General features: G+C 31.5%; 16 protein-coding genes and 1 tRNA gene. 3 read left to right on the top strand and 14 right to left on the bottom strand.

Annotation, left to right across the window (positions count from 1 at the left end; all coding sequences use genetic code 11):
- Positions 1–267 precede the first annotated feature (267 nt).
- Together HMPREF3046_RS06905 and HMPREF3046_RS06910 are read left to right on the top strand one after the other, a co-directional pair.
- A complete protein-coding gene (locus tag HMPREF3046_RS06905; RefSeq protein ID WP_070717938.1) occupies positions 268–1,167 on the top strand; it encodes a TIGR01777 family oxidoreductase in 900 nt (299 codons plus the stop codon).
- A gap of 17 nt (positions 1,168–1,184) precedes the next feature.
- Positions 1,185–1,367, top strand: coding sequence for a hypothetical protein (locus HMPREF3046_RS06910; protein WP_070717940.1), 183 nt, complete (start codon positions 1,185–1,187; stop codon positions 1,365–1,367).
- A gap of 52 nt (positions 1,368–1,419) precedes the next feature.
- Here HMPREF3046_RS06910 and clpP read toward each other — a convergent pair whose 3' ends face one another.
- Entirely contained in the window at positions 1,420–2,007 is a 588-nt protein-coding gene (clpP, locus tag HMPREF3046_RS06915) for an ATP-dependent Clp endopeptidase proteolytic subunit ClpP (protein WP_049335079.1), read from the bottom strand.
- A 177-nt stretch (positions 2,008–2,184) separates the two neighbouring features.
- Here clpP and HMPREF3046_RS06920 point away from each other — a divergent pair.
- Positions 2,185–2,256: transfer RNA gene (locus HMPREF3046_RS06920), tRNA-Arg, on the top strand.
- Positions 2,257–2,328: 72 nt separating this feature from the next.
- Here the strand turns inward: HMPREF3046_RS06920 and whiA are convergent.
- The 13 genes from whiA to HMPREF3046_RS06985 form a co-directional block, all read right to left on the bottom strand.
- Positions 2,329–3,273: a DNA-binding protein WhiA gene (gene whiA, locus HMPREF3046_RS06925; RefSeq protein ID WP_070717944.1), complete on the bottom strand. Its 945-nt coding sequence runs from the start codon at positions 3,271–3,273 to the stop codon at positions 2,329–2,331.
- 102 nt (positions 3,274–3,375) lie between these two features.
- On the bottom strand, positions 3,376–4,362 hold the full coding sequence (yvcK, locus tag HMPREF3046_RS06930) for a gluconeogenesis factor YvcK family protein (RefSeq protein ID WP_070717948.1): 987 nt from the start codon (positions 4,360–4,362) through the stop codon (positions 3,376–3,378).
- A complete protein-coding gene (gene rapZ / locus HMPREF3046_RS06935) occupies positions 4,359–5,273 on the bottom strand; it encodes an RNase adapter RapZ (protein ID WP_070717951.1) in 915 nt (304 codons plus the stop codon). The genes yvcK and rapZ overlap by 4 nt, the downstream gene beginning before the upstream one ends.
- A 153-nt stretch (positions 5,274–5,426) precedes the next feature.
- Positions 5,427–6,368 carry a thioredoxin-disulfide reductase gene (trxB, locus tag HMPREF3046_RS06940; protein ID WP_070717954.1) on the bottom strand — a complete coding sequence of 314 codons (942 nt, stop codon included), beginning with the start codon at positions 6,366–6,368 and terminating at the stop codon, positions 5,427–5,429.
- A gap of 63 nt (positions 6,369–6,431) precedes the next feature.
- Entirely contained in the window at positions 6,432–7,871 is a 1,440-nt protein-coding gene (locus HMPREF3046_RS06945; RefSeq protein ID WP_070717959.1) for a tetratricopeptide repeat protein, read from the bottom strand.
- 17 nt (positions 7,872–7,888) lie between these two features.
- On the bottom strand, positions 7,889–8,368 hold the full coding sequence (locus HMPREF3046_RS06950; protein WP_070717962.1) for an acyltransferase: 480 nt from the start codon (positions 8,366–8,368) through the stop codon (positions 7,889–7,891).
- Positions 8,368–9,210, bottom strand: a complete 843-nt coding sequence (gene lgt / locus HMPREF3046_RS06955) for a prolipoprotein diacylglyceryl transferase (RefSeq protein ID WP_070717963.1) — start codon at positions 9,208–9,210, stop codon at positions 8,368–8,370. The genes HMPREF3046_RS06950 and lgt overlap by 1 nt, the downstream gene beginning before the upstream one ends.
- 3 nt (positions 9,211–9,213) lie before the next feature.
- Positions 9,214–10,149: an HPr(Ser) kinase/phosphatase gene (hprK, locus tag HMPREF3046_RS06960; RefSeq protein WP_070717966.1), complete on the bottom strand. Its 936-nt coding sequence runs from the start codon at positions 10,147–10,149 to the stop codon at positions 9,214–9,216.
- A gap of 177 nt (positions 10,150–10,326) precedes the next feature.
- Positions 10,327–13,167, bottom strand: coding sequence for an excinuclease ABC subunit UvrA (gene uvrA / locus HMPREF3046_RS06965; protein ID WP_070717967.1), 2,841 nt, complete (start codon positions 13,165–13,167; stop codon positions 10,327–10,329).
- Between the two features lie 7 nt (positions 13,168–13,174).
- Positions 13,175–15,160, bottom strand: coding sequence for an excinuclease ABC subunit UvrB (gene uvrB, locus HMPREF3046_RS06970; protein ID WP_070717970.1), 1,986 nt, complete (start codon positions 15,158–15,160; stop codon positions 13,175–13,177).
- A gap of 266 nt (positions 15,161–15,426) precedes the next feature.
- Positions 15,427–15,654, bottom strand: a complete 228-nt coding sequence (locus tag HMPREF3046_RS06975) for a CsbA family protein (protein WP_070717973.1) — start codon at positions 15,652–15,654, stop codon at positions 15,427–15,429.
- A gap of 5 nt (positions 15,655–15,659) precedes the next feature.
- Positions 15,660–16,307, bottom strand: a complete 648-nt coding sequence (locus tag HMPREF3046_RS06980; protein WP_070717977.1) for a YfbR-like 5'-deoxynucleotidase — start codon at positions 16,305–16,307, stop codon at positions 15,660–15,662.
- 208 nt (positions 16,308–16,515) lie between these two features.
- A complete protein-coding gene (locus tag HMPREF3046_RS06985) occupies positions 16,516–17,400 on the bottom strand; it encodes a COG3942 and LysM peptidoglycan-binding domain-containing protein (RefSeq protein WP_070717980.1) in 885 nt (294 codons plus the stop codon).
- Between the last annotated feature and the right edge of the window lie 57 nt (positions 17,401–17,457).

The raw sequence follows: 17,457 nt of genomic DNA on the forward strand, positions 1-17,457 counted from the left end.
AGAAACTTGAAAGAGAATAGAAAGAAACTAAAATGACTTTTGCTTTGTATATTAGTATATTAAAGGTATAAACATACTTTTTAAATGTTCTACTATTCTCTATGGCAAAGCTATACTTATATTATAGCTAAATTTAGATAAATTTAATGACCGTATTTTCTAAAGTTAATGACATGTGATTGAATAAATCTTGAACGCTTTTTGAGCATCTTTCTCTATATTGTCATTAAAAATTTATTTTCTTTATAAAAAATGAGGTGTTAGTAAATGAAACAATTTTTAATTACTGGTGGAACCGGAATGGTAGGGAGTCACTTAGTAAATGAAATAAAAAAAAGAGAGGCTCATATTACAATTTTAACTCGTAGTGATAAACAAAGTGATGAGCCTAAGATTACGTATGTTAACTGGTCTAAAAAAGGATGGGAAAATCAAGTACCAGATATTGATGTAGTCATTAATTTAGCAGGAGCGACATTAAATAAACGTTGGACTTCCTCTTACAAACAAACGATTATGACAAGTCGTATTCAATCGACTGAATCTTTAGTTCATTTATTTGAGCAACGTCAACATAAACCTGAAGTGCTTTTTAATGCAAGTGCTATGGGGTATTATCCTCCAAGTTTATATCGAACTTATACAGAACAATATCAAACACTTCCTTTTGATTTCCTGTCAGATGTCGTTTATCAATGGGAACGATTTGCTCGTCGTTTCGAAAATTTTGGTACACGTGTTGTATTAGGAAGATTCAGTATGATTTTGTCTTCTGAAGGTGGCGCACTTCAAACAATGAAACTACCATATAAATTCTACGTAGGCGGGAAATTAGGTTCTGGCCGTCAATGGTATTCTTGGATTCACATAGATGATTTAGTGCGTGCGATTTTATTTACAATTAACGAATCAAATGCAAAAGGTCCATTTAATATGGCTTCTCCAATTCCTGAACGTCAAAATTTATTTGGTTATACGCTTGGACGTACGATGCATAAACCACATGAAACGTGGGTGCCATCATTAATTATGCGTGCTGTACTAGGAGAAATGTCGACAGTAGTCCTTGATACTCAAAAAGTCTTACCTAATAAATTAGAAGCATTAGGGTTTAATTTTAGATATAATAATTTAAAAGTTGCACTTGAAGACTTAATTAACGAATAGTATTGGGAGATTTAGTAATGAATGACAACAAGTTAACGTATATCTTACTACTTATCGCTAGTATATTTTTAATTTTAAATGGTATCTTTGCTTTCGAAAAGAGCATTATTATGGTACTTTTATCTTTTTTCTTTATTATTATAGGATTATTATTAAGCTTTGTAGCTATACGATATTTATTAAAAACTAAAAAACCATAAAAAAAGGAAGAGCATCAATGCTCTTCCTTTTTTACATATTAAACAATTCTATTTACATATCTTCAGGTTGCATTACGTGATCAATTAAACCATATTCTTTTGCTTCATCAGCAGTTAAGAAGTTATCACGATCAGTATCTTTTTGAATTGTTTCAATACTTTGACCTGTACGTTCAGCTAAAATACGATTTAATTTTTCACGTGTTTTTAAGATATGGTTAGCAGCAATTTCAATTTCAGTCGCTTGACCTTGAGCGCCACCTAATGGTTGATGAATCATAACTTCAGCGTTTGGTAAGGCAAAACGTTTACCTTTTGTACCAGCTGCTAATAAGAATGATCCCATTGACGCAGCCATACCAATACAAATTGTTTGTACATCTGGTTTAATGTGTTGAATTGTATCGTAAATAGCAAATCCTGCTGTTACACTACCACCTGGAGAATTGATGTATAAATAAATATCTTTTTCAGAATCTTGAGCTTGTAAGAATAATAATTGTGATACAATTGAATTTGCAACATTATCATCAATTGCTGAGCCTAACATAATAATGCGGTCTTTTAATAGACGAGAATAAATATCATAGGCACGTTCACCGCGATTTGTTGTTTCAATAACTGTAGGAATTAAATTCATTATATTTCCTCCTTGTAATTAACTGTTGTATTTATTTTACAACAAAAGTCAAAAATGGTCAAAAATAATACCTTTACATTTATTTGACGTGGCTTTTTATAATTTTATACACTATTCATATATTCAAATTGTACTGTTAATTCTATATTTAGTACAGAAATTAGTTTTTATACTATACTCCTCGTAGTGTAATGGATAGCACGTAAGATTCCGGTTCTTAAGATAGAGGTTCGATTCCTCTCGAGGGGGTTAATGATTATTAAGAAATAGGATGAAACGTTATATTAATGTTTCATCCTATTTTTTAAAACACATTTTATTTTATAATTCGACTTTTTCTCCATTTCTAATTTTATCAGCGAGTTCATTTAATTTTCGTAAGCGATGATTTACTCCTGATTTAGAAATAGGCCCATTTGATATCATTTCTCCTAATTCTTTCAAAGAAATTTCTTGATGTTCTACTCGTAATTTTGCAATCTCTCTTAAACGATCAGGCAAATTATCTAAACCTATTTCTTCATCAATTAATTGAATGCTTTGTACTTGTTTCATAGCTGCACTCACAGTTTTATTTAAATTAGCTGTTTCACAGTTTACTAGTCTATTGACAGAGTTTCTCATATCTCTCACTATTCTTACATCTTCAAATTTTAATAGTGCTTGGTATCCCCCTATCAAACTTAAAAACTCAGAAATTTTCTCCGCTTCTTTCAAATAAGAGATGCTTCCTTTTTTTCGTTCTAAATGCTTAGCATTCAGTCCATAACTGTTCATTAGTTTAGTTAATCCCTCAGCATGTCCTTCATATTGAGAAAAAATTTCTAAATGATAGGAAGAGGTTTCGGGATTATTTACTGATCCACCCGCTAAAAATGCCCCTCTTAAATAGCTTCTACGCATTTCATCATCTTTAATCATACTCGCATCAATGTCATGAACGAAAATACCATTTTTTAAAATACCTAATTCATCAAGTATTTCCTTAACACGTACTTTAGTTCGACAAATGTAGATATTATTCTTTTTTAATTTCATTTTTTTTCGTACTAAAATTTCTACTTCCACATTAAAAATACGCTTAATTAATGAATATATTCTTCGAGCCGTAGTCGCATTTTCAGTTTGAACATTAATTACAAATTGCTGATTAGATAAACTGAGTGCACCGTTCATCCGAATCAAAGCGCTAAGTTCAGCTTTAGCATTACTTTCATCGACTTCAATACGGGTCAATTCATTTTTCATATCTGATGCAAAACTCATTGATGCTCCCTCCTTTTCTCATCATCATTATTATATGTAATTAACATCTCAAAATATATAACACTCTATATCAAATTATTTTTAAAATCATTAAAATTTAATTTATTTTTTAGGTTTAAATTGAATTGTACTTGTTAATTCAAGTGCTAAATCATATACAAGGTTAGCAAGAACCTTTGTATTATGACGAACAAGGACGTTGTCATAAACTTCTACAAGATTTTTAGAAGTAACAATTTTAATATTATTTTCTGTTAATTTTATTTTATTCGTATTTACAGGATGAGCATTTCGTTCCTTATATCGTTGAAGAATCTGTTCATCAAATGCATCATTACTACAAATAACATAATCAATAAAAGGTTCTCCAGCATGTTGATGAATAGCTTTAATATGATCGTAAACATCATAATCATTTGTTTCTCCAGGTTGAGTCATAATATTGGAAATGTATAATTTCGGTGCTTGCGAACTTATTATTGCTTTAGAAATACCTTCAACACACAAATTTGAAATTACACTCGTATACAGTGAACCAGGACCTAGAACAATTAAATCCGCTTCTTGTAAAGCATCAACAGCTTCCTGCATGGGTTCTACATTAGATGGTTCTAAATAGACACGTCGAATTTTTTTATTTTTTTTAGGTATTTTAGATTCACCTTTAACAATCTCACCATCTTCTAATACAGCATTTAACATAACATTAGTATTGGTAGATGGAATCACTTTTCCTTTAATGTTTAAAATTTTACTTAATTCTTTCACTGCATGACCAAAGTCATTTTTTATATTTGTGAGTGCTGCAAGTAATAAATTACCTAATGAGTGACCTTCAATTTGATGTTCTTCAAAACGATACTGAAATAATTCTTCTAGAATAGGTTCCGCATCGCTTAGCGCTGCAATGACATTTCTAATATCTCCTGGAGCAGGAATAGACATTTCATCTCTAATTTTACCTGTACTACCGCCATCATCTGCAACTGTAACAATAGCAGTAATATCTATTGGATATTCTCGTAACCCTCTAGCTAATACTGAGAGCCCCGTACCTCCTCCGATTAGTACTACTTTTAACTGTTTCATTTCTTCACGCCACTTTCAATATGTGCATCTCTATGATGAACATATACATTATAATCAAATATATCATTTAACTCTTCTCCGATACGCTTAGCTAAGGCTACAGAGCGATGTTGTCCGCCAGTACAACCTATGGCTATGACCAGTTGCGATTTACCCTCTTTTTTATAGCCTGGAATCATAAAAATAAGTAAATCCATTAGTTTTTCAAAGAAAGTTTCAGTTTCTTTCCATTTCATCACATAATTATAAACTGCTTCATCTTCTCCAGTCATCGGTCTCAAGTCTTCAACATAATATGGATTAGGTAAAAAGCGTACATCAAATACTAAATCAGCATCTTTCTGAATACCATGTTTAAATCCAAAACTAGTTACATTAATACTAAATGAATTCATTTTTTCATCGGCGAAATGACGTTTGATTCTTTCTTTTAATTCTTTAGGCTTTAACTCTGTAGTATCAATAATGTAGTTCGCTATAGACCTAATATTTGAAAGTAATTGTTGTTCTTCTAGAATTGAATCAATTAAAGACATTTGACCATTTTGATTTAAAGGGTGCGCTCTACGTGATTCTTTATATCTAGAAATTAATTTTTCAGTTGTAGCTTCTAAAAACATAACATCTACAATAACATCATTTCGCGTTTTAATTGCATCAATTTCATCTACAAGTGATTTAAATAACTCTTTTCCTCTTAAATCAATTGCAATTGCTACTTTTTGAAGTGAAGGATTACCTTGCTCCATTAACTCTACAAGTTTAGGTAGTAATATAGGTGGTAAATTATCTACACAAAAAAAGCCAATATCTTCTAAACATTGAATAACTAATGATTTACCAGCGCCAGACAATCCTGTAACAACTAATAGTTCACTTTTGCTCATTTCATCATTTATTTGATTAACCATTCTAAGCACCATCCATTTAAGCATACATGTATTTATATAACATCATAGCATATATTTTTACCTTACTAACCATTTGTATCGACTTTACTGCTAAGAAAAAAGCTAGTAATAATACTTCTATCAGAAGTGATTATTCTAGCTTTAATTAATACCTTAAGCTTCTTCTTTATCTTTTAATTCTTCGATATAATCAATTGCACTTTGTGCAGCAATACTACCATCACCTGTAGCAGTTACGATTTGACGTAATCCTTTATCTCTCACGTCTCCAGCTGCAAAAATCCCTGGTACAGAAGTAGTCATATCATCTTTTGTAATAATATAACCCATATCATTTGTGATACCTAAATTATTAAATGGTGCTGTTAAAGGTTTCATACCAATATAAATAAATACACCATCTGCATCTAACGTTTGTTCAGACGCATCTTTTGTTGAAACTAACGTTACAGATCCTACTTTTCCATCTTTTTCATTAATTGATTTCAAAGTGTGACTCCAAATAAAATCAATTTTTTCATTTTTAAATGCACGATCTTGTAGAATTTTTTGGGCTCTTAGTTCATCTCTTCGGTGAACAATTGTTACTTTATCAGCGAATTTAGTAAGGAATGCACCTTCTTCTACCGCTGAATCGCCTCCACCAATAACAAATATATTTTTGTTTTTAAAGAATGCACCATCACATACTGCACAATAACTTACACCGCGGCCACCTAATTCTTGTTCACCAGGGACGCCAATTTTTTTATATTCTGCACCTGTTGAAATAATTACTGCTCTAGCTGTTATTGTTTTATTTCCTAGATTAATCACTTTGTGATCGTCATTATCTTCAATTGATTTGATATCTCCATATTGATAAGAAGCACCAAATTTTTTCGCATGTTCAAACATTTTTGTTGATAAATCTGGACCTGTAATCATTTCAAATCCTGGAAAATTTTCAACTTCTTCCGTATTTGCCATTTGTCCTCCAGGCATACCACGTTCAATCATCACTGTTTTTAGATTTGCACGTGATGCATAAACTGCTGCAGTCATTCCAGCTGGTCCAGCTCCAATTATCGCAACATCAAAATCTACTTCGTTCATTTTTATACCTCCTACGTTTATATTAATACGCGCATTATATAGTATTATTTGCTTTTCATAAATTTATATGCTCAATAATTTATCAATTGCGTTATCTAATTTATATCTTGTAGTATTAAAAATTTCAATAATTTTCTTTTTAGTTATATGTTTTTTATGATAACGGTAATATAAATAAACATGTGCCGCAATATATCTATTTAACTCTTTAAAATTAACGCCTTCAACAATTAAAGCTTCTCCTTTATCAATCCAACTGACAAATAATTCTGTATCAAACGATAGTTCTTCAACGTCATAAATTTTCTTTAATCCTTTATGAATAAAATCAAGCTTATTTAAATGTAATCCTTGAACTAAGTAAGTTAAATATAACTTTTCATAGTCATTCATGTTTTCCAATACTGACCAAATGTCTTCAGTCATTAGTATTTCTTTTCCATTTAACTGATTTAATAAAAATACGCCATATAATCGATAATGACTATCATCATCTAATAATAAAGGTAATATTTTTTGTTCAAATGTATATTTACTTTCTTCTAATACCCATGGGGCATACCCCACATCTACTTCAGAAATTTGCAATAATTTATCCCAAAATAATTTACTTTGTTCTTTATTTCCTAAGTAATAATAGTTATAACTTAAAGCATTAAACATTTGAATTGAAACAAACTTACCCTTTTTATATAAAGGTAATAAAAGTTGTTGAGACGCTTTGTACTGTTTAAGATAACTTAGTACAATACCTAACTTAAAGCTTTCATCTTCATTCATCGGCATCACTTTATTTAATATTTTTATATATTTGTGATACTTCTCTGTTTCATTAGTATTATATAATAGCAATGTATAATGACATAGTGCATGAACATCCGAGTTATCTTCAGCAAGCAATGTTTCGAATAATTCTTTAGCAATCTCATATTCACTCAAATAAAGATAACACATTGCTAGTAAATTTCTAATAACGCGATGCGACTGAATATCATCTTTTTGTTTTAAAATATACATTCGTGCTTCTTGTAAACGTCCTTGAGCGAATAAATATTGAAATAACAATTGAACTGCAAATAATTGTGCTTCCATTTCAATTTTATTTTCTTCAATATAAGAAACTTCGAACATTTTTTCTAATTCTTCTCTAAAAGAATCATCATTTGATAAAACTACATAATTAATACCAAACAAGAAGGCCTTGTTTGGCTCATTAAGTTTAATATTTAGTTGACTCAATTGATAATAACTTTCTGATACATTATGATCATTTATAATGCTTTCATAAAACATTTTTTCTGCTTTTTCATTCAAATTCAATTCATTTAAACAATCGGCATACTTAAGTTTTACATTAAAATCTTCAGGTGACAAATCTAGCACATTTCTATAATATTCAGCTGCTTTTCTATAATCTCTCTGTTTATATTTTTGATCTGCCATCTTTCGATAAAAATTCTCATCAAAAGTCATTGGAATAATTTTTTGTTCCTTACGTGCCATGCTTTGTCACCACTTTCTTATTTATTATGAATTTGCATGGGGTTTCCAAAAGCAATAGTATCATTGGGAACATCTTTAGAGACGATAGTACCTGCTTTAATCATAACGTTATGACCGATTTTCACCCCAGGTAAAATGGTCACATTTGCTCCAATTAAAGTATGGGAACCAATGTCCACTCGCCCATAACGATACTCATTTACTAAAATTTCATGCGTTAATATTGTTGTATTATAACCAATAACAGTATTACTGCCAATAGATATTAACTGGGGATGAAAAATATCAGGCATTACCTTATAGGCAAATGCAGTTCGTTCCCCAATTGACATCTTCAAGAAATGAATATAAATATATCGTTTTACATTTAAAAAAGGAATAAATCGACTTATTTCTATTATTACTGTATTTTTTAACACTTTAGAAAAACGAACAAATTGGTAAATGCGCCATAAAGGATTCATCGACGGTGTTTTAATAATAGTTAATCGTCTCATTATTTTACTTTCACTCTTGAATTCCAAGTTAATGGCCCAGCATTTTTATAAATAGCTGGTTGATATTTTATTCGACGATAGATAATTAAAATAATACCAATCATAATTAAAATAACTGAAACAAGTTGAGCTACGCGAATATGACTTGTTAACATTAAACTGTCTGTTCGTAATCCTTCAACAAAGAAGCGCCCTATTGAATACCAAATAAGATATAATGAAAATGTTTCTCCAACGCGTAGATACTTTCTAAGGGTAATTAATATAATAAATCCAAGTATATCCCAAATAGATTCATATAGAAAAGTAGGATGATAGTATACACCTTCAATATACATATTTCGAATAATAAATTCTGGGATATGTGTGTTTTCTAGAAATGTTCTTGATACTGGTCCGCCATGAGCTTCATGATTCATAAAATTACCCCATCGCCCTATACCTTGAGCTAATATAATACTTGGTGCAACAATGTCTCCAATTTGAAAAGGATTAAGATTTTTCAATTTACATAGAATAATTCCAGTAATAAAGCCACCTATTAAGCCACCATGAATAGCTATCCCGCCATGCCAAATTTTAGGTATTTCTGATGGATTTTCCATATAATAAGGCCATTGAAATATAACAAAGTAAATTCTTGCAACTAGAAATCCGAAAATCGCACAATAAAAGATAATATCTACTAATGTATCTTTATGTAATCCTATAGATTTCAAGCTTTCTTGAGCAATAAAATATCCAATCAATATTCCTACTGCAATAATAGTTCCATACCATTTTATCGATAAAGGACCTATATCGATAGCAGTAGGATTGATATAATTCAAATTAAAAAGCATATACTATTTCCCTTCATTCTGATTCCCATTCTTAAGAATTTCTTCATTCAAACGTTGATTAAATTCTTCAGCTGTATTAACACCCATGATATTTAAACGATAATTCATTGCAGCTACCTCTATAATAACAGCAACGTTTCTTCCTGGTCTTACAGGGATTGTTTTTTTAGTTATTTCCGTATCTAAAATCTTTAACGTTTCTTCATTCAAGCCAACGCGATCATATAATTTATTCTTATCCCAATTTTCAAGATTTATATTTAACCGTATTTGTTTTTGGGTTAGAATTGACCCGGCTCCAAATAAAGTCATGACATTGATAATTCCTAGTCCACGTATTTCCAATAAATGTTCAATTAACTTAGGTGGTGTACCAATCAATTCGTCTTTCGTAATTTCGCGGATTTCAACATTATCGTCTGCCACTAAACGATGTCCTCGCTTTACTAATTCTAATGCTGTTTCACTTTTCCCGATGCCAGAATCTCCTGTAATCAATACGCCTACACCATATACGTCTACTAAAACACCATGTAGAGAGGTCGTTTTAGCTAACTCATGTTCTAAAAATGTCGTTAATCGACTCATTAAACTTGTTGTAGCATCTTTAGAAACAATCAAAGGTGTATCCATTTCTTGAGCCGCTTCAATCAGTTCCTGAGGTGGTTCTAATCCTCTTGTCACAATAATTGCTGGGGTTTCAGGACGACATAATTTTCTCATTCGTCCCCGTCTTTCTTCATCTGGTAATAAATTGTAAAATGATAATTCAGTGGTACCTAATAATTGAATACGATTTGCTGCATAATGAGAAAAATAACCTGCCATTTCTAAACCAGGTCTAGAAATATCAATATTTTTAATCGTTTTATTTAATCCTTTTTCTCCAGTAAATAGCTTCAGTTTTAATACTTTAACCAATCTATCTGTCGTTAACATGAGTTCACCTCAAAATTCTCTTGAATTAATTCATCTCTTATCATATCAAAAATATAACAATATGTTATATAAAAAAGGAGTAGAAAATTATTTTTCTACTCCTTTTTTCAAAACCAGTAAAATGATATTCTACTTCATTTATAGTCTAAAAAACACTATCGCACATTAAATTCTATTTTATTCATCTCGCACTTTATCACGTTCTAACACTGTTTTTAAGTACTTACCTGTATAAGAAGCTTCCACACTTGCAATGTCTTCAGGCGTTCCAGTTGCAACGATAGTACCGCCACCTTCTCCGCCTTCTGGTCCTAAATCTATAATATAATCTGCTGTTTTAATAACGTCTAAATTATGTTCAATAATAACCACTGTATCTCCATTTTCCACAAGGCGATTTAATACTTTTAATAATCGACTGATATCGTCAACATGAAGACCTGTAGTAGGTTCATCTAAGATATAAATTGATCGTCCTGTAGAACGTTTGTGTAATTCTGAAGCCAGTTTCACACGTTGTGCTTCTCCACCAGAAAGTGTGGTTGCTTGTTGTCCTAAAGTAATATAGCCTAATCCTACATCTACAAGAGTTTGTAATTTTCTATGAATTTTAGGAATATTTTCAAAGAAATAAGTCGCTTCTTCTACTGTCATTGCTAATACATCTGCAATATTTTTCCCTTTATATGTGACTTCTAACGTTTCTCTATTGTATCGTTTGCCATCACACACTTCGCATGGAACATATACATCTGGTAAGAAATGCATTTCTATTTTAATAATGCCATCGCCTTTACAAGCTTCGCAACGACCGCCTTTAACATTAAAACTAAAGCGTCCTTTTTGATATCCTCTAATTTTAGCTTCATTCGTTTGAGCAAAAACATCTCTAATGTCATCAAATACACCAGTATATGTCGCCGGGTTAGAACGTGGTGTTCTTCCTATAGGTGATTGATCAATATCTATAATCTTATCTAATTGATCAATACCTTTGATCTCATCATGCTCTCCAGGTTTAACTTTAGAATTATTAATTGTTTGAGCTAATGATTTATATAACACTTCATTAACTAATGAACTTTTACCTGATCCAGAAACACCTGTTACAACCGTCATTACTGACAATGGAATATCTACATCAACATTTTTTAAATTATTACTTTTTGCACCTTTAATTGATATTTTACGATTCGTAATTTCTCTGCGATGTTCCGGTACGTCAATACGTTTTTTACCGCTCAAGTATTGACCTGTTAAGGATTTCTTGTCTTTCATTACCTTTTTAGGAGTCCCACTTGAGACAATTTCACCGCCATGGTTACCTGCACCAGGTCCGACATCAACAAGGTAATCTGCTGCTCTCATCGTATCATCATCATGTTCAACTACAATGAGTGTATTACCTAAATCTCTCATTTCTTTTAATGTATTGATTAAACGATCATTATCGCGTTGATGTAACCCGATAGAAGGTTCGTCTAATACATAAAGCACGCCTGTCAATCGTGATCCAATTTGAGTAGCAAGACGAATACGTTGTGCTTCTCCACCTGATAATGTTCCTGAAGAACGATTCAGTGTTAAATAATCAAGGCCTACATTATTTAAAAATGTTAATCTTGAAATAATCTCAATTAAAATTTGTTTAGCAATCGCTTTGTCTTGCTCTGACAACTCTATATTCTCATAAAATTTGAGTGCATTTTTAATTGAATATTCTACAACTTCTCCAATATTGTATCCACCAACATATACTGAAAGTGCTTCTTTACTTAAACGTTTACCGTGACATGTTTCACAAGGAAGTTCAGTCATATATCTACTCATCATTTCACGTGTATATTCTGATGGTGATTCGTGATAACGTCGATCTATATTAGGGACTACGCCTTCAAATTTCATTTTTCTACGACGTGTGCCTCCATTTCGACTATGAAATGAAAACTCAATTTCTTTATCGCCTGACCCATTCATAAGAATATCTTTTTGTCTATCAGTCAATTTTTTATATGGCTTATCCATATTAATTTTATAAACTTCACATACTCGTTTTAATAATGTCGGATAAAAATCGGAACTTGTAGGCTCCCAAGGTTCAATCGCACCTTCATTTAAAGTTTTGTTAGTATCAGGAACAACCAAATCTAGATCCACTGTAAGTCTTTGACCTAATCCATCACATGTTGGACAAGCACCGAATGGGCTATTAAAACTAAACATTCTAGGTTCTAATTCACCTATAGAAAATCCACAAATTGGACAAGCATAATTTTCAGAGAATTTGAGATCTTCCCCACCAATAACATCAACAGTAAGATTTCCTTCACCTAGCTCTAAACTTGTTTCTATTGAATCTGCTAATCTTGTTTCTATTCCTGATTTTACAACTAAACGATCTACAACTACTTCAATAGTATGATTTTTATTTTTATCTAGTGCAGGAACCTCGTTTACATCGACCACTTCACCATCGACACGTAATCTGACATATCCCTTTTTGCCAATATCTTCAATTAATTTTTCATGGCTTCCTTTTCTATGTGAAACTAAAGGAGCTAAAATTTGAATTTTAGTTCTTTCTTCTAATTCTAATATACGATCTACCATTTGTTGTACAGTTTGCGATTCGATTTCGATTCCATGATATGGACAAAATGCTTTTCCCACACGTGCATATAATAATCGAATGTAATCGTATATTTCAGTCACAGTAGCTACTGTAGAACGCGGGTTTTTACTTGTCGTTTTTTGGTCAATTGAAATTGCAGGTGATAGTCCTTCTATGGTATCAACATCTGGCTTATCCATTTGTCCTAAAAATTGTCGTGCGTAGGCGCTTAACGATTCTACATAGCGACGTTGTCCTTCAGCATATATTGTGTCAAATGCAAGTGATGATTTCCCCGACCCAGAGAGACCAGTCATCACTATAAGTTTATTCTTTGGTAACTCAATATCGATATCTTTTAAGTTATGTGCTCTTGCACCTTTAACTACGATACTTGGACCTTTCATTTAATAATCACCCTTCTGCTTTTAGTTCAAATAACATATCTCTCAATTCTGTTGCTCTTTCAAAGTCTAAATCTTTAGCTGCTTTTTTCATTTCTTTTTCAATATTTTCAATTGTTTTCTGACGTTCTTTCTTTGTCATTTTCTTAGGTACTTCAGTTTGTTGCTTTTCATTTGTTTCATCATTATCCACTGTAGCACTAATGACATCATGTATTTTTTTATTGATTGTTTTAGGAGTAATACCATATTTTTCGTTATGTGCCATTTGTATTTCTCGACGACGCTGTGTTTCATCAATTGCGTACTGCATAGAATCTGTGATCTTATCGGCATACATGATAACTTCTCCTTTATCGTTACGTGCAGCACGTCCGATAGTTTGAATAAGTGAACGGTTTGAACGTAAAAATCCTTCTTTATCTGCATCTAAAATAACTACTAACGACACTTCAGGTATATCGATACCCTCTCTAAGCAAATTGATACCTACTACAGCATCATATGTGCCCATTCTTAAATCACGTATAATTTCTATACGTTCAAGTGTTTTGATTTCAGAATGAAGATAATTCACTTTAATTCCTGCCTCTTTCATATATGTTGTCAAATCTTCACTCATTTTTTTAGTTAAGGTTGTGACAAGTACACGTTCATTCCTATCAATTCTTTCTTGAATTTCACTGAGTAAATCATCAATTTGATTCATCGTAGGTCGAACATCAATTTTAGGATCTAATAAACCAGTTGGTCGAATAATTTGTTCTACCATTTTATCAGTATGTTCAATTTCATATGGACCAGGTGTTGCTGAAACATAAACGAGCTGTTTAGTTTTTTGTTCAAATTCTTCAAATTTAAGCGGACGGTTATCCATAGCACTTGGTAAACGGAAACCATGATCTACGAGTACTTTTTTACGTGCTTGGTCTCCATTAAACATACCTCTAATTTGTGGTAACGTCACGTGCGACTCATCTATCATTACAAGCCAATCATCACCAAAATAATCAAGTAAAGTATAAGGTGTGGACCCAAGTGGTCTTAATGTTAAATGAACAGAATAATTCTCTATTCCAGAGCAAAAGCCCATCTCTCTCATCATTTCTAAGTCATAATTTGTACGTTGTTCTAGACGTTGTGCTTCTAATAATTTATTTTCAGCTTTCAATTCTTTTAATCGCTCTTCAAGTTCTTTTTCAATACGTTCAATAGCGACTTTCATTTTTTCTTCTCTAGTAACAAAGTGGGAAGCAGGGAATATTGCAAAATGTTCTCTTTCACGTATCACTTCACCAGTTAGATAATTGACTTCTCTGATTCTATCAACTTCATCGCCAAAGAATTCCACTCGGATACACATTTCTTCTCTTGAAGCAGGAAAGATTTCTACAACATCTCCTCTTACTCTAAATGTACCACGTTGAAAATCGATGTCGTTCCTTGAATACTGAACATCGACTAATTTTCGAAGAAGCTCACTTCTATCCATTTCCATTCCTACTCGAACGCTAACAACTAAGTCTTTGTATTCTTCTGGATTACCTAAACCATAAATACAACTTACACTTGCAATAATGATCACATCATCACGTTCGAATAAAGCACTTGTAGCTGAATGTCGTAACTGATCAATTTCATCGTTAATTGAGGCGTCTTTTTCGATAAATGTATCCGTTGATGGCACATATGCTTCAGGTTGATAATAATCGTAGTAACTTACGAAGTATTCTACCCTATTTTCAGGAAAGAACTCTTTAAATTCACTATACAATTGACCTGCTAACGTTTTATTATGCGCTATAATTAATGTAGGTTTTCCAACTTCTTTAATAACATTACTCATGGTAAATGTTTTACCAGTACCCGTTGCACCAAGTAATGTTTGATGACGTTTACCAGCTTTAACACCTTCAACGATTTTTTTTATGGCTTGAGGCTGGTCCCCTTGTGGCTCAAATTCAGAATTTAATTTAAAAGGATGATGTTCTACCATTCTTTCAAGCGCCTCCTCAGTTTATTTTATTAATTGTTTATTTCAGTAAAAATAATATTATTTATACTTATCTTAACAAAAAAGAGAATAAAAAAACAAACGTTTGTTCGCTTACGTTTGCTATCATTTTTTATATGCATATAAAAAATGAGACACAAATATAAATTCACTTCTATATTTATGCCTCATCTTAATATGTTGACGTATTTTTATTAGATATGTATTAATAATATAAAACAAATGGTATAGTACTGCAATTTTTTGGCTTAGTCTTGATGTTTGTGAAATTCTAAAGTATCAATAATCACATAACCAGCTAGGATAGATACTACATCTAAAAATATAATCCATTCATTATGAAAAAAACCTTTATACACTGAAGCGGCAATTAATATCAATGTTACAATAACGCCTACCCATTTACTTCTGGTAATGACACTAAATAAAATAACTAAGATACAAGGAAAGAAAGCAGCTAAAGTATACCATACCATGATATTCACTCATTTCGTCTTCGGCGTTCTAAGATTGTCATTGTTGTTTCACGTAGTTCAGCACGAGGAATAAAGTTTTCCGTAAGCATTTCCGGTATAACGTGATCGATAAAATCTTGTACTGAACTTAAATGATCAAACTGCATTATTGTTTCTAGGCTATGTTCATAAATTTCAAAAAACAGATCTTCCGGATTACGTTTTTGAATTTCACCAAACGTTTCATATAATAAATCAATTTTATCAGCTACTGATAAAATTTGACCTTCTAAAGAATCATCTTTTCCTTCTTGAAGTCTTTTACGATAAATATCTTGGTATGACTTCGGAATTTCTTCATTAATGAACGTATCTACCATTTCTTCTTCGACTTGAGAAAATAACATTTTTAATTCTCTGCTTGCATATTTAACTGGTGTCTTAATATCTCCAGTAAATACTTCTGCAAAATCATGGTTAAGGGCTTTTTCATACAAGCTTTTCCAATCAATTGAATTACCATGATATTCTTCAACTGTTGCTAAGTATTGAGCTATTTTAGTAACTTTAAATGAATGTGCTGCAACATTATGCTCAAAATACTTGAATTTTCCTGGTAATCTTATTAATTTTTCAAGGTCAGATAAACGTTTAAAGTATTGATGAACCCCCATAATGCGGTTATACCTCCTTATATTATTAAATAGACATTATACTTGTATTTATTATATCAATCAATCGTTTAGTAAAAAGTTTTAATTGTGATAATTTCATAACTTTTATTTCCTCTTTTAAACAATATATTGCATTATTAATAACTAAAAAACATCAACAAAACATAAGCTTTGTTGATGTTTTAACATTATAAATCATTTGAAAATTTTAATGTATAAAATTATAACTAGACGAATTATGAATTGTTCTATTTGTAACATCATTGAAATGACCATTCCAATTCATCTCTGAAACGTAAAATGAACCATCATTGTTCACACGTTCTACAATGCCCACGTGACCATAATAACCCGCTGTTGTTTGGAAAATAGCTCCTACTTCAGGACGATGATCGACCATTAAACCAGCATTTCTAGCTGAGCTTGCCCAATTATTTGCATTTCCCCAATAGCTCCCTACCGAGCGTCCTAATTGTTGTCTACGATCAAATGCATAATATGTACAGTTACCAAAATAATAATGATTACCTTGGTTATTTAAAGCGCTATTATTATAATATACTGGTGCACTTACTGTTTCAATATTGTAATTATTACTAGTAACATATGATGGAGACGCTACATATGGTGCAGTCTTAGCACTATTATAACTTAATGGTGCAGTTTCAATTGAATCAGGCGTAGCATATACACTACTATCACTTATCAATTGACTTTCTAATGTTGCTGAACCTTTGTCACTTACTGCGATTAAATCACCAGGATGAATTAACGGTTTTACTCCTGGATTAAATGCATATAATTCACCTAATGTTAAATGATGAGCTTTTGCAATTTTGTTTAATGTATCCCCATATTTAACTTCAACAATATCTTTATCAGGTACAACTATTGAAACATCTTTTTCAACTTCATCATTACCTATATGATTTAATTTTTTTATTTCATCTGCAGTTGTAGAAAATTGTTGTGCCAATACTTCTACATTTGTTCTTTCTTTAACAACGTGTGTTTGTTGTGCATGTGCTAACGTATTTAAACCTGTAATTGCTGCAATTGAAGCAAATGTTACAGTCATTGATTTTTTTAACATGTTGTCATTCCTTTGCTGTAATGTATTCTTGTTCATTAATACTTTAGCATAAACAAC

Origin of the sequence: Staphylococcus sp. HMSC070D05 (assembly GCF_001815595.1) — a bacterium.
Lineage (GTDB): Bacteria > Bacillota > Bacilli > Staphylococcales > Staphylococcaceae > Staphylococcus > Staphylococcus hominis.

What these genes read in the sequence shown, in the direction of transcription:
- HMPREF3046_RS06945 (WP_070717959.1), bottom strand. Translation starts at nt 7,871, where the DNA reads ATGGCACGTAAGGAACAAAAAATTATTCCAATGACTTTTGATGAGAAT.
- clpP (WP_049335079.1), bottom strand. Translation starts at nt 2,007, where the DNA reads ATGAATTTAATTCCTACAGTTATTGAAACAACAAATCGCGGTGAACGT.
- rapZ (WP_070717951.1), bottom strand. Translation starts at nt 5,273, where the DNA reads ATGGTTAATCAAATAAATGATGAAATGAGCAAAAGTGAACTATTAGTT.
- HMPREF3046_RS06905 (WP_070717938.1), top strand. Translation starts at nt 268, where the DNA reads ATGAAACAATTTTTAATTACTGGTGGAACCGGAATGGTAGGGAGTCAC.
- hprK (WP_070717966.1), bottom strand. Translation starts at nt 10,149, where the DNA reads ATGTTAACGACAGATAGATTGGTTAAAGTATTAAAACTGAAGCTATTT.
- HMPREF3046_RS06950 (WP_070717962.1), bottom strand. Translation starts at nt 8,368, where the DNA reads ATGAGACGATTAACTATTATTAAAACACCGTCGATGAATCCTTTATGG.
- HMPREF3046_RS06975 (WP_070717973.1), bottom strand. Translation starts at nt 15,654, where the DNA reads ATGGTATGGTATACTTTAGCTGCTTTCTTTCCTTGTATCTTAGTTATT.
- yvcK (WP_070717948.1), bottom strand. Translation starts at nt 4,362, where the DNA reads ATGAAACAGTTAAAAGTAGTACTAATCGGAGGAGGTACGGGGCTCTCA.
- HMPREF3046_RS06910 (WP_070717940.1), top strand. Translation starts at nt 1,185, where the DNA reads ATGAATGACAACAAGTTAACGTATATCTTACTACTTATCGCTAGTATA.
- HMPREF3046_RS06980 (WP_070717977.1), bottom strand. Translation starts at nt 16,307, where the DNA reads ATGGGGGTTCATCAATACTTTAAACGTTTATCTGACCTTGAAAAATTA.
- HMPREF3046_RS06985 (WP_070717980.1), bottom strand. Translation starts at nt 17,400, where the DNA reads ATGTTAAAAAAATCAATGACTGTAACATTTGCTTCAATTGCAGCAATT.
- trxB (WP_070717954.1), bottom strand. Translation starts at nt 6,368, where the DNA reads ATGAACGAAGTAGATTTTGATGTTGCGATAATTGGAGCTGGACCAGCT.
- lgt (WP_070717963.1), bottom strand. Translation starts at nt 9,210, where the DNA reads ATGCTTTTTAATTTGAATTATATCAATCCTACTGCTATCGATATAGGT.
- uvrA (WP_070717967.1), bottom strand. Translation starts at nt 13,167, where the DNA reads ATGAAAGGTCCAAGTATCGTAGTTAAAGGTGCAAGAGCACATAACTTA.
- whiA (WP_070717944.1), bottom strand. Translation starts at nt 3,273, where the DNA reads ATGAGTTTTGCATCAGATATGAAAAATGAATTGACCCGTATTGAAGTC.
- uvrB (WP_070717970.1), bottom strand. Translation starts at nt 15,160, where the DNA reads ATGGTAGAACATCATCCTTTTAAATTAAATTCTGAATTTGAGCCACAA.